The sequence below is a fragment of the Haloimpatiens lingqiaonensis genome (assembly GCF_901447495.1).
Taxonomy (GTDB): domain Bacteria; phylum Bacillota; class Clostridia; order Clostridiales; family Clostridiaceae; genus Haloimpatiens; species Haloimpatiens lingqiaonensis.
Map to the genome: position 1 here is coordinate 1 of NZ_CABDWS010000075.1, position 13226 is coordinate 13226.

Consider the following 13226-nt stretch of genomic DNA (forward strand, 5'->3'; position numbering starts at 1 on the left):
GGAAGGAATAAACGCTGAAAGCATCTAAGCGTGAAGTCCACCTCAAGATTAGATTTCCCATAGCGTAAGCTAGTAAGACTCCTGGAAGACTACCAGGTTGATAGGTCGGAGGTGTAAGCATGGTAACATGTTCAGCTGACCGATACTAATAAGTCGAGGGCTTGATCAAAAGATAATTGACAATTGATAATTGACAATTGACAATTAAAAGATTCTTCCACACTGTGCAATTTTGAAAGAACAATAAAGTTCTTTTATTCTAGTACCTAGAACCTAGAATCTAGTACCTAGTACCTAATAATTACAAAGAATCTGGTGATTATGGCTTGAAGGTAACACCCCTTCCCATTCCGAACAGGACGGTTAAGCTTCAAAGCGCCGATGGTACTGCAGGGGAAGCCCTGTGGGAGAGTAGGTCGTCGCCAGGTCAAAACTTGATCTACTAGCTCAGTCGGTAGAGCACATGACTTTTAATCATGGTGTCCGGGGTTCGATTCCCCGGTAGATCACCAAGAAACGTATCTCAGTTAGAGATACGTTTTTTTTAATTGAATATATATAATCAATTGTTTTAGTAATGATATTATACAACCTATATTTTAATTAAGCATCGTCAGCCAAACGTAAGCAAGTATAGAAAAAGTTAAACTATGCAAGATTAAATTAAAGGAAACTTAAGTATTAATATTTTAAACTGCCATATTAAAAAATTTAGATATATATGTTAAAATATAATTTAAATATGGCTTGGATATAAAAAAGTGAGGATATTAATTAAAATTAAATTTTTGCAGTTATTATTTTATTAGTAATTACCTGTAGTATACAGATATTTTAGCTACTTTATATTTAAATGCAAAGGAAGTGACAGTGTTGAATTCTATTCTATCAATAAGTGTATTTATTGAAAAATTTCAGGGACTTACTAAGTATTTTTCTTATGAGACTTTAAAAATAATAGGCATAGCTTTTATAATATTTTTGTTTTTTATGGCTCTTCGAAAGATATTTTCTAAGCATTTATTAAATTTAATGCTTAAAATATTTAGCAAGAAAAAGGCAGAATTAAACTCTAAGATATTTACAGCATTTCAAAAGCCTTTAAGCATGTTCTTTTTAGTTTTAGGTATATATAGTTCTATATCATATTTGAGAATGCAATTATTAGGAGATAGATATGCCACATCTCCATTTATGCAAAAGCTTTTTAGCTCGTCAATAATTATAATTGTAGCTTGGGGACTGTATAACTTAACCTTGGGCTCATCCATATTATTTGATAAAATGGGAGAAAAATTTGATCTTAATTTAGATAAAATATTATTTCCTTTTATGGCTAAAATAATTAGATTTTTAATTGTTGCATTTGCAACTATAATGGTTATAGAAAAATGGGGTTATGATATACAAGGATTTATTGCAGGGCTTGGACTTGGAGGTTTAGCTTTTGCACTGGCAGCTAAGGATGCCGCAGCTAATATATTTGGTGGCATAGTTATACTTATGGATAAGCCTTTTAACATAGGAGATTGGATATACACTCCTAGTGTAGAAGGGGTGGTAGAGGACATATCCTTTAGAAGCACAAGGATAAGAACCTTTGAGCAGGGATTAGTTGTGGTTCCAAATTCTACTTTAGCCAATCAACCTATAACTAATTGGAACAGAAGAGTAAAAAGAAGGGCTAATTTTAATGTGGGAATTACCTACGATACTCCAGTAGATAAAATTAAAAAATCTGTAGAAGAAATAAGGAAAATGTTAAAAGATAATACTTGGGTTAATAGGGAGTCTTTGATAGTAAATTTTGATAAGTTTGCACCTAGCAGCTTAGATATATTTTTAAATTTTTATATAAATACAGCTGAATTAGCTAGGTACCTAGAAATAAAAGAGGATATAAATTTTAAAATTATGAGTATATTAGAGAAAAATGGTGTTTCCATAGCGTTCCCTAGTACTAGTGTGTATATAGAGGATAAAGCTAAAGGTGATACTAAAGATAAAATGGAATAGCAGCATTTACATGGAGTTAATTCCGTAAATTTAATATTTGTATAAATTAAAGTCGTGTATTAATATAAGGAAAAAGTACTTATGTTAATACACGACTTTGTTTTTACCAAAACCTCAAACCTTTTCTAAATTAATAAAGGAAATAGAAATGCAGTGTAGAAATATGAAAAGTAAGGTTTTTTATAAAATTGCAGAGTTTAATTATAGACTAAAGAAGGAGGGGTAATTATGAAGGAAATAGATTTACTAAGGAATCTTTGCACTTCTCATGGGCCAAGTGGAAGAGAAAATTGGATTCATGGAGAAATAAAAGAAGCCTTCAAGGAATATGGACAAGTAAAGGAAGGTAATTTAAACAATCTGTATATACATAAAAAAGGTAAAGGCAACAAAAGCATTATGCTTATGGGACATGCAGATGAGGTATTTTTAAATATAACAGAGATATGTGAAAGAGGCTTTTTAAAATTTAAGCCACTAGGAATAGATCCTAAGACTTTAGTTTCTCAAGAAGTTATAATTCATGGAAAGGAAACTATAGAGGGAGTTATAGGTATAAAACCACCTCATCTTATGAATGAAGAAGAGCGAGTAAATGCAGTGGAGGCAGATAAGCTTCTTATTGATACAGGATATTCCACTGAAAAGTTAAAGGAAATTGTGAAAATAGGTGATTTCGTAACTTTAAAAAGAGATTTTTATGAGCTTTTAAATAATAATGTAAGCTGCAAGGCTATAGATGACAGAGCTGCTATTGTAGCTATGTATTCTTGCGCTAAAGAACTTTCTAATGTAAATCATGATTTAGATGTTTACTTTGTATGCTCCTGCCAAGAAGAGGTAGGTCATAGGGGAGCTAAAATGTCCAGTTATGATATACACCCAGACATGGCTATAGCCATAGATGTAACTTTTGACAATGGTCCTATGGGAATTAAAGAAAAGGAAGGAACATTAGGGGATGGACCTTGTATATGTATAGGACCTAATATTCATCCTAAGTTTAGACAGAGAATAATGGATACGGCTGATAAATATAAAATACCATATAGCGTTGAAGTAGAGCCAGGTAGTACAGGTACAGATGCTTGGGATATCCAAGTAACTAGAGGGGGAATACCTACACTTTTAATATCTATTCCAGAAAAGTACATGCATACTTCAGTGGAGGTAGCTAATATGGAAGACATTAAGAATACAGGAAAGCTAATAGCTAAGTTTATAGAAGAAATAAAAGAGGAAGAAGTGGAGGGATTGCTATGCTTATAAAAAAATTGTGTAATGCAGTAGGCCCTTCAGGTTATGAAGGAGAAGTTAGAAATATTATTAAAGAAGAAATAAAAAATTATGTAGATGATATTAAAGTTGATAATATGGGAAATATAATTGCTCATAAAAAGGGCAATGGGCCTAAAGTTGTAGTAGATGCTCACATGGACGAAGTGGGATTTATAATAACTGGATATAATGATGATGGAACTTTAAGATTTGGAGCACTTGGAGGTATAAATCCTAAGATAATACCTTCTAAAGTGGTACTTATAGGAGATAAAAAGCTTCCTGGAGTTATAGGTCTTAAGCCAATACATCTTCAAAATAAAGATGAAAGAAAAAAACCGGTGCCTTATGACAAGTGCTGCATAGATATAGGTTCAAATTCCAAGGAAGAAACTAAAAAAGTAGTAAAGCTAGGAGAGTATGCTATATTCGACACTAAGTTTTCAAAATTTGGTGAAGGACTTGTAAAGGGAAGAGCCTTTGACGATAGAATGGGTTGTGCAGTGCTTATAGAAATATTAAAGGAAAATTACAATTGTGACCTTTATGGAGTATTTAATGTTCAAGAAGAGGTTGGAGACAGGGGAGCATATGTTTCAGCTTACAATATTCAGCCGGATATAGGTATAGCCTTAGAGGGAACTATTTGTGCGGATATGCCAGGAGTTCCAAAGTATTTAATGGCTACAGAAATAGGAAAAGGACCTGCTATTTCCATAATGGATAGGACTAGTATATTTAACAATGAAATAACTGATGCCATTATAAAAGTTGCTGAGGAAAAGGGTATATCACATCAAAGAAGAAGAGCTATAGCTGGAGGTAATGATGCAGGTGCTATTCATACTGTAGGAGACGGAGCAAAGGTTGCTACAGTGTCAGTACCTTGTAGATATATTCACTCTTCTGTATCCGTAGCAAGCTTAGATGATTACGAAAATACAGTAAAGTTAATGAAGGAATATCTAAAGACTTTATAATAATTTGTGGATAAATGCAGAAAAATATTTTATATTGTGGATAAGGTATATCTATTATATTATTGATATTTATGACAAAGTGTTTAAGTTATATCTATTTTATTATTGCTGTCCATGACAAAGATTTAAGTAATACATCTATAAATGGTGACTAGTGATTTATGAATTATATAGAAATTTAATAAACATGAAGAAGTCAGTGAATATTAATAATCTAAAAATGTTAATGAATTAAGGAATTTTAAGAACTGCAAAAATATAGGGAAAGGAAGTGAATTTTTAGTAGGAGATGTAATAAACCTTCTTACTAAATAAAATATATGGAAAAACTTTTAAATAAATTAATAGGTGCTTTTGGTGTTGCAGGGCAAGAAAAGGAAGTAAGAGAAATAATAAAAGACGAGCTTAAAGATGTAAATTGTGAAATGAAAGAAGATAAGATAGGAAACTTAATTGTAAAAATGGGACAAGGTTCAGAAAAAGTCATGATATGTACACATATGGACGTAGCTGGATTTATGACTACTTTTGTAGAAGATGATGGGTTTGTAAGAGTAGGAACTGTTGGAAATACAGACTATAAAAATTCACTAGGACGAATGATTACATTCCAAAGTGGAGCCAAGGGAAGATTATGCGCTTCTAAGGAAAATCCAGAAGAAAGAGATATATATGTAGATGTATTTACAAGTAGTAGAGAAGAAACGCTAAAAGGGGTAAAAGAGGGAGATGTAGCTTGCTTTACAGGCCATGTAACAGAGATAAATGGAAAAGTTACTGGACCAAATCTTCACAGAACAGGATGCTACGTACTTATTGAGGCAATAAAGGCAGCTAAAAATTTAAATAAGGAATACTATTTTGTATTTTCTACCCAAAAGGAATTAGAGGGAAGAGGAGCAAGAGCTGCAGCTTATGCCATAGAGCCAGATTATTGTGTAGTTTTAGATTGCATGAAGGCTGATGATGTTAAAGGCGAAGATGGAAGAATTAAACTTTCACATGGCCCTGTAATAAGTATAATGGATGCCAGCTTAATAATAGACGCTGGAGTTAAAACTTTACTAGATGAATCAGCAGAAAAAGCTTCTGTAAAAGTTCAATACGGAATTACTAGAGAAAATACTGACGGAGGAAAGATACACAAAGAAGTTGGCGGCATAAGAACAGGAGTTGTATCAATACCTTTAAGATATAAATATTCTTCATCAGAAGTTATGGATGTTAAGGATATTGAAGATACTATAAAAGTAGTAAGTGGAATACTAAACTAAGAATTTAAGATTAGGATTTAAAACTCAAATATACATTGAAAATTAAAGATGAGGTATAAAATTTATAATTTAAAGCTCAAAATTATAAATAGATAATTGATAAATCTAAATTAACAATCCAAAATTCAATAGTGAAGAATCAATAATTTAAAATCAAGGATAAAGAATATAAGAGTGGGGAATTGATAATGAAAAATTTAGATTTAGGCAAGATGCCTACAGAAAAAGAAGCTATTAATTCAATTCTGCGATGCCTTAGCATTGCCAGATGGATGTTGTCTTATGGAAAAAAGGCTTATAGATGTAGCACTTCGTCATGGCTTAAATGATTATATAATTCCAAAGTGGAAGGCTATTTTTAGCATAAAGGATCACTTTGAAAATCTCATGGGTAAATCCGTATATTCTGTATTACCTGGAGTTGTGGAGAATACATTTAAATTTTAGATTTTCATTATTAGTGTAGCATCTAAAATTAAAAATTTAATATTAAAAATAAAAAGTATGGGTAAATTAAGTGCCCATACTTTTTTTAACTAATAATTTTCATATTTATAGTATTTTTAAGTAATAATTTTGTTGTTACAAATTCTAAATGTATATAAAGATATTATGATTAATGGTAAATGTAGAACTCACATTAACCACATTTCAGAATTTAAAATAAACCATACTACCATATTGGTTATTCCAAAAATGATGCCTATATATAAAGTTATTATTATATTATTGAAAAATATGTTAATTTAAATATGAATAGCACTATTAAAAAAGTAATTTGATATAATATATATATTAAACATATATTAGTTTTATGTTTTAAGGTATTGGTTAATGTATTTAATAGACGCACCAGGGTAGAATTTTAAATATAGTATAATTTTAGCTGTTTAATAAAGGAATAATTCGTATAAATATAGAAAAATATTTTTAGAAAGTTGGTGAGTTAAATGAATGAAAAAATTATAATAGAAAAAGAAGTAAATAAATATAATGTAGACGCTGTGGGTATATTTGGTAGTAGGGCACGAGGGGATTACAACGAATATTCGGATTATGACATATTTGTAATAGGAAATTTAACATTAGAAGAAGAATTAGAACTTGAAGAAAATTTAAAAAATAAATTAAACTGTGAAGTGGATTTAGTAAAGATAACAAAGGATACAAATAGAATATTATTAAAAAATATTGCAAATGAAGCTATGGTTATTTATAGTAGAAACGATGCTTATGAGAAATTTTATAGTTTTATTGAAAACTTTTTTAGAGAGAACAGTGATTTCATTCGTTTGAGGGAGCGTGATTTGTTTGATTAATAGGGATAGAATTTTAAAATTAGTGGGAGATTTTAATGAATTAGAAACTGATATTAGAGAATGTATAAAAGCCATAGAAGGATGTACGGATGAAAAATTAAAAAAGATGTTATATCACAGTGTGAGGGCTTACTTTTTGGACTTCCATATATTGTGTGAGGATTATATATCTATAAACTTAAAAAAAATAAACAAGTTTAAAATTGATATGTCGGCAATAGAGGGAATGGAAGTTCTTAAAAATTCAAATAAAGTAACAGAGGATTTTTTTAGATTTTACACTATATCTAGAAGATTACGAAATAGATTAGCACATAGATATAAAATGCCTACAGATGAAGAACTTTTTGAAAGTTTAAAAACTAATTTAAAATATTTTAGCGAATTAAGGGAAAGTATTAGAGGAGTATATTATGGATAAAAAATATAAATACATACTCATAAGTTCAGTAATAGCCTGCTTTTTTATGTATTATGTAGAGCAGGTAATTAAGGTAGATTATTTAACCAAGACAATTGCAAAAATAATAGTATTTACGTTTATACCATATATTTACATGAAGTTATATAAAAAATCAAATATAATCACGTCTTTAAGATGTAAAGAGACAAATAAAAACAATATTAAAATAGGTATTATACTGGGGAGCATAAGCTTTATAGTAATTTTAGTTGCTTATTTTATATTAAAAGATGTGATTAATCTACAGAGCATTTCTCAGGAATTACAAAACAAATCTAAGGTAACGCCGGTTAATTTTTTATTTGTGGCGGCCTACATAACCTTTGGAAATTCATTTTTGGAAGAATTCTTTTTTAGAGGATTTATATTTTTGAATTTATATGAAATTAACCATAAGAAAACTGCATATGTTTTTTCAGCATTACTTTTTGCTTTGTACCACATGGCTATTTTTAAAACTTGGTTTGATATAAAACTAATACTATTAGCGTTATTTGGGTTAATTACAATAGGATTTATATTTGATTATATAGATACAAAATCTAAGAATTTTTTCAACTCATGGATAGTTCATATTTTAGCAGATGCAGCTATAATGTTAATTGGAATGAAAATGTTTGGTATAGTATAATTAACTTTGGCACAGAATTTTGATAAAGTTATAATCTTCAATTGTGATTTTATAATTGCGAGAGCTGCATAAGTAATTATATATAATCAAAGTAATAAAAGAATAAAGATACGTGCTTATTAAATAGAGAAAGGAAGATATTATGTATAAATTAAAGGTTAAACTAATAGATAAAGATGCAAAAATGCCAGAGTATGCCCATGAGGGAGATGCGGGATTAGATTTATTTTCAGTAGATGAAATTGAGATATTACCTGGGGAAACAAAGCTTGTACATACAGGCATAAGCATAGAATTACCAAAGAGCACAGAAGCTCAAATAAGACCTAGAAGTGGGCTTGCGCTAAAAAATAGCATAACAGTTTTAAATACTCCAGGTACCATAGATGAAGGGTATAGAGGAGAAATTGGAGTAATATTAATAAATCATGGAAAAAATTCTTTTAAGGTTGAAAAAGGTATGAAAATAGCTCAAATGGTTATTAAACCTGTATTTTTGGTAGAAGTTGAGGAAGCTTCAAATCTATCCTCAACTGAAAGAGACAAGGGTGGATTTGGCTCTACAGGAGTATAGAAGGAAGGTGACTAAATGAAAGAGAAAATTCTTCATCTTTTAAAAAACTCAGGACAAGAATTTCTTTCAGGAGAAGATATAAGTAAGGAATTTGGGGTAACTCGTGCTGCAATTTGGAAGTATATAAATAGTTTAAAGGAAGATGGGTATAGAATAGAGTCTGTGTCCAGAAAAGGATATAGGATAATAGAAGTTCCAGATAGTCTTACTGGAGAGGAAGTAGATGAATATCTACATACAAAATATATGGGAAGAAATATAGTACATTTTGAGACTATTGATTCTACAAATACCAAAGCTAAGGAGTTAGCAGCAGGGGGACAGCCAGAGGGAACAGTTATTATATCCGAAGAGCAAACCCAAGGCAAAGGAAGATTGGGTAGAAATTGGACTTCACCTAAGAATAAGGGCATATGGATGTCCATAATTTTAAGACCAGATATAGATCCTGTTAAAGTTTGCATGGTTACTCAAGTAGCAGCGGCAGCAGCAGCTAAGGCTATAGAGGAAATAGGAATAAAAGGTTATATAAAATGGCCTAATGACATAGTTGTAGAGGGTAAAAAGGTCTGTGGAATTTTAACAGAAATGAGCGGAGAACTAGATAAGATAAACTATGTAATACTAGGAATAGGTATAAATGTGAACCTAGAAGAAAAGGATTTTCCAGAGGAGCTTAAGGATATAGCTACTTCTTTAAAGATTGAAAAAGGTAAGAGTATTAATAGAAAAGAATTAGTAGGAAAAATACTCAATAATTTTGAAAATCTTTATGAAAGCTTTGTAAAAGAAGACGATATAGAGAAGTCATTAGATATATGCAGAGAAAAATCTATATTATTAGGAAAAGAAATTCAAATTATAGGAAGAAATGAAGTAAGAAAAGCGAAAGCAATAACCATAGATGAAGAAGGCAGACTAGTTGTAAGGTGTCAAGATGGAAAGGAAGAAAAAATTATTTCTGGAGAAGTATCCATCAGAGGAATGTATGGGTATGTGGACTAAATAACCATATAGAAAAACTTTAGTCATGTAGGATTTAGAGGGGAGATTTAAATGGCTTGGAGTATAAAAAAATTTAACCAATTAAGTACAGAAGAAATATATGAGATATTGCAAATGAGAAATGAAGTTTTTGTAGTAGAACAAAAATGTGCTTATCAGGATTGTGATGGCAAGGATAAAAATGCATACCATTTGTTTTATACTGCTAAAGGTAAGATTATATCATATTTAAGGATTTTGGAAAAAGGAATATCTTATAAGGAAATTTCTATCGGAAGAGTTTTAACTAAAAAAGAGTATCGCAATAAAGGCTTAATAAGAGAAGGAATGCTAATGGCGATACATTTTATAGAAGAAAATTTAGGAGAGAATTCAATTAGAATCTCAGCCCAGGAATACTTAAAGGGTTTTTACAAAAGTTTAGGTTTTAAAGAAGTTTCTCAGGTTTACTTAGAGGATGATATTCCTCATATAGAGATGTTATACAGTTCTAATTAAATATAATAGGTGTTTGGGTACACTTTATTTTGTTTTCTCAATTTTATTTTGGTATGTGATATCTTTAAATTTAGCAAATAAAATTAGGATTTATAATTTATTTAAAATTAAAATCCCATAGTTGTTTATAGCAGAGGTAACTTGATAACGATTTGTAAAAAGCATAAACTATAAATTGTTAAAGGAATAAATGGAGAATACATAAAGTCTTAGGGGGGAAAACTATGAGTAAAATTGCATTTCTAGGGGGATTGTTGATAGATGGTACTGGAAAAGAACCCATAGAAAATTCACTAGTAATTGTTGAGGACAAAAAAATTCAATATGCCGGAGCTATGAAGGATATTGATGAGGAATTAGAAAAAATTGATATTAAGGGAAAAACCATAATGCCGGGTTTAATAGATACCCATCTTCATTTTAGTGGAAATAGAACTGATGATGATACAGATTGGGTACTTGAGCCTGTTATACAAAAGACTATTGTGGCAGTGGCACAAGCCCGTGAAGCACTTGAGCATGGCTTAACATCTGTAGGAGAAATTTCACGTTCAGGTATACATATTCGTAATATGATTGAAGAGGGAGTTATTGAAGGACCTCGTGTGGTTACATCTGGACTTGGTTTTTGCAGAACAGCAGGACATGGGGACTCTCATAAGTTGCCATTAGAGTATAACAATGATTCACATCCTTGGGCTGAGCGTGTGGATGGTCCTTGGGATCTTAGAAAGGCAGTAAGAAGAAGAATTCGTGAAAATCCAGATGCCATTAAAATATGGTCTACAGGTGGAGGAATTTGGAGACATGATGCAAAGGCTGATTCACACTATTGCATGGAAGAAATTCAAGCAGTAGTTGATGAATGTAACATGGTAGGCCTACCTGTATGGTCTCATGCTGAAGGTTATGAGGGAGCACTTAATTCTTGCAGGGCAGGAGTTTCTGCAATCATTCATGGACAAGAGTTAAATGATGAGTGTCTTGAAATAATGAAGGAAAAGGACATAACTTTCTGTCCAACGCTACAGTTCTTCTATGAATGGTTTACTGTATATGAACCACCATATAGACCAGTTCATGACAATTATCCAGGTAAAACCACTGCTGAAAAAGAATTAAATCGTATAATAGATAATTTACAGAAAGCAAATAAAAAGGGAATTAGAATTACCGTTGGTTCTGACTCTTTCTGCAGTAGTTTAACACCATATGGTAAATATGCTATTACAGAAATGTATACACTTAATAAATCAGGATTAACAGAAATGGAAACAATTATGGCAGCTACTAAAAATGGAGCTGAAATGCTTAGAATAGATGATATTACAGGGACTTTAGAAAAGGGTAAATTTGCAGACCTTCTTGTAATTAATGGCAATCCATTAGAGGATATTCATAATGTAGCTACTGATAAAATGAAAGTCATAATGAAGGAAGGTAAATTTGTTAAAAGAAAGGAATAAAAACGTGAGTAAAAAAATAAGATTTGGTGTTATAGGTACAAGCAAAATTACAGAGTGGTTTTTAAATGGAGCATCAAAACTAGAGGATTTTTGTTTGGTGGCAGTTTATTCAAGAAATGAAGAAAAGGGAGGAGCTTTTGCTGAAAAATATGGAGTAACTAATGTGTTTACAAATTTAGAAGAAATGGCAAAAAGCAATTTAATAGATGCTGTGTATATTGCATCCCCCAATGCGTTCCATAAAGAGCAGAGCATTTTATTTTTAAAAAATAAAAAACATGTATTGTGCGAAAAAGCCTTTGCATCTAACAGCATGGAAGTTGAAGAAATGATACAAACTGCTAAAGAAAACAATGTACTTTTAATGGAAGCTATGAAAACTACCCATTTACCTAACTTTAAAGTGATTAAAGAAAATCTTCATAGAATTGGTAAGGTAAGAAGGTATTTTGGTAACTTCTGTCAGTATTCATCTAGGTATGACAAGTATAAAGAAGGAATAATATTAAATGCATTTAAACCTGAATTGTCTAATGGAGCATTGATGGATATAGGGGTTTATTGTATTCACCCAATGGTAAATTTGTTTGGAAAACCAAAGGAAATAAAGCCCAATGCCTTGATGTTAGAGTCGGGAGTAGATGGTGAGGGCAGTGTGTTATTTAAATATGACAATATGGATGCCCTAATCATGTATTCAAAAATTGCTAATTCCTATATACCATCAGAAATACAAGGAGAAAAGGGTTCTATAACAATAGAAACAATGAATAATTTTCAAAAGGTAAAAATACTATTAAAAAACGGGGAAGAAGAAGACTTAACGCAGAATCAAATAAAAGATGATATGTATTATGAAGTACAGCATTTTATAAATTTAATTAAGGAAAATAAAACAGAGTCCAGCATTAATTCTTATGAGAATTCTAAATTAGTTATGGAAATAATGGACTCGGTGAGAGACAAAATAGGTTTAGTTTTTCCAGCAGATAAAAATAAAAAATAGCTATTTCTTAAAGTGGCTGTGGCATTAAGAATAAATACTAGGATATATTGTGCTAGATTTAAATCTTTATAACAATATACCATATGTAAGTTTTTTAATGCCACAGTCCCTTTATTTTTTGACAAATTACCAGTTCACATTTATTAAAAATATTCAGAAGTTTAGCACTTAAAAATTTTTGGGGCGTGAGCCCGCTGATTTATAATGAATGATTGAGGGTTAGGTTAAAAACCATAAATTCTGATTTTTGCTGGAAATTTTAGAGAAAAAATTTGCATAATAAAAGCATCCTTTTTATAATAGTTTTTACTAGAAACCAACTTAAAAAGGATGCTGATAAAATGAGTAAAAGTTATTTAAAACAATTACTTACTTATATTAATAAGGTATACGATATAGGTGAAAAAATCAATAACTTAAAAGATAAAAGAATAAAATCTGATGTAAAAATTTCAACAATTACCTTCGTGGTGTTATTTGGATTTATGCTTCAGATAAGAAGTTTCAATAGATTAGAACATTGGCTTAAAAAAGGCAAGTTTAAAAAAGTAATACCTAAAAAAACTAAAATGCCACGCATTGATGCCGTTAGGCGCTCCTTAAGTGATTTTGATTTAGATGGATTAAAAGAAATTCATAAACATATAATAAAAACCATTGTAAAAAATAAAGTATTTAGAAATGGTACTATAGATAAATTAAAAGTAGTTGCCATA

The 13226-nt window shown here is 30.6% G+C and carries 14 protein-coding genes, 1 tRNA gene and 2 rRNA genes; all 17 read left to right on the plus strand.

Translation table 11 applies throughout. The annotated features are described in order from the left end of the window. A 23S ribosomal RNA gene (locus FGK85_RS12415) occupies positions 1-169 on the plus strand; the annotation flags it as partial. Between the two features lie 142 nt (positions 170-311). Beyond that, positions 312-428 (plus strand): 5S ribosomal RNA (gene rrf, locus FGK85_RS12420). Between the two features lie 8 nt (positions 429-436). Continuing rightward, positions 437-512, plus strand: a tRNA-Lys gene (locus FGK85_RS12425). Between the two features lie 361 nt (positions 513-873). After that, positions 874-2016: a mechanosensitive ion channel family protein gene (locus FGK85_RS12430; RefSeq protein ID WP_243122878.1), complete on the plus strand. Its 1143-nt coding sequence runs from the start codon at positions 874-876 to the stop codon at positions 2014-2016. A gap of 228 nt (positions 2017-2244) precedes the next feature. Further along, positions 2245-3285: a M42 family metallopeptidase gene (locus tag FGK85_RS12435; RefSeq protein WP_138207106.1), complete on the plus strand. Its 1041-nt coding sequence runs from the start codon at positions 2245-2247 to the stop codon at positions 3283-3285. Next, on the plus strand, positions 3276-4274 hold the full coding sequence (locus tag FGK85_RS12440) for a M42 family metallopeptidase (RefSeq protein ID WP_138207108.1): 999 nt from the start codon (positions 3276-3278) through the stop codon (positions 4272-4274). The genes FGK85_RS12435 and FGK85_RS12440 overlap by 10 nt, the downstream gene beginning before the upstream one ends. Positions 4275-4594: 320 nt before the next feature. Next, the gene (locus FGK85_RS12445) at positions 4595-5548 is read left to right on the plus strand and encodes a zinc-binding metallopeptidase family protein (protein WP_138207110.1); all 954 of its coding nucleotides are present in this window, start codon (positions 4595-4597) and stop codon (positions 5546-5548) included. A gap of 282 nt (positions 5549-5830) precedes the next feature. Beyond that, complete coding sequence (locus FGK85_RS12450; RefSeq protein ID WP_341472487.1) at positions 5831-5995, plus strand: hypothetical protein; 165 nt, start codon at positions 5831-5833, stop codon at positions 5993-5995. Between the two features lie 503 nt (positions 5996-6498). Beyond that, complete coding sequence (locus FGK85_RS12455) at positions 6499-6867, plus strand: nucleotidyltransferase family protein (RefSeq protein ID WP_138207112.1); 369 nt, start codon at positions 6499-6501, stop codon at positions 6865-6867. Next, a complete protein-coding gene (locus FGK85_RS12460) occupies positions 6860-7288 on the plus strand; it encodes a HepT-like ribonuclease domain-containing protein (RefSeq protein WP_138207114.1) in 429 nt (142 codons plus the stop codon). Before FGK85_RS12455 ends, FGK85_RS12460 begins: the two co-directional genes overlap by 8 nt. Then, positions 7281-7961: a CPBP family intramembrane glutamic endopeptidase gene (locus FGK85_RS12465; RefSeq protein ID WP_138207116.1), complete on the plus strand. Its 681-nt coding sequence runs from the start codon at positions 7281-7283 to the stop codon at positions 7959-7961. Before FGK85_RS12460 ends, FGK85_RS12465 begins: the two co-directional genes overlap by 8 nt. A gap of 142 nt (positions 7962-8103) precedes the next feature. Next, positions 8104-8535: a dUTP diphosphatase gene (dut, locus tag FGK85_RS12470; RefSeq protein ID WP_138207118.1), complete on the plus strand. Its 432-nt coding sequence runs from the start codon at positions 8104-8106 to the stop codon at positions 8533-8535. Positions 8536-8550: 15 nt separating this feature from the next. After that, a complete protein-coding gene (locus FGK85_RS12475) occupies positions 8551-9540 on the plus strand; it encodes a biotin--[acetyl-CoA-carboxylase] ligase (protein WP_138207120.1) in 990 nt (329 codons plus the stop codon). A gap of 51 nt (positions 9541-9591) precedes the next feature. Next, positions 9592-10038 (plus strand): GNAT family N-acetyltransferase, encoded by a 447-nt coding sequence (locus FGK85_RS12480; RefSeq protein WP_138207122.1) that lies wholly within the window; start codon positions 9592-9594, stop codon positions 10036-10038. A gap of 224 nt (positions 10039-10262) precedes the next feature. Beyond that, positions 10263-11504: a metal-dependent hydrolase family protein gene (locus tag FGK85_RS12485; RefSeq protein WP_138207124.1), complete on the plus strand. Its 1242-nt coding sequence runs from the start codon at positions 10263-10265 to the stop codon at positions 11502-11504. Positions 11505-11508: 4 nt separating this feature from the next. After that, complete coding sequence (locus FGK85_RS12490; RefSeq protein ID WP_138207126.1) at positions 11509-12510, plus strand: Gfo/Idh/MocA family protein; 1002 nt, start codon at positions 11509-11511, stop codon at positions 12508-12510. A 341-nt stretch (positions 12511-12851) separates the two neighbouring features. Further along, the coding region (locus FGK85_RS12495) for a hypothetical protein (RefSeq protein WP_341472459.1) at positions 12852-13226 on the plus strand (375 nt) is incomplete at its 3' end.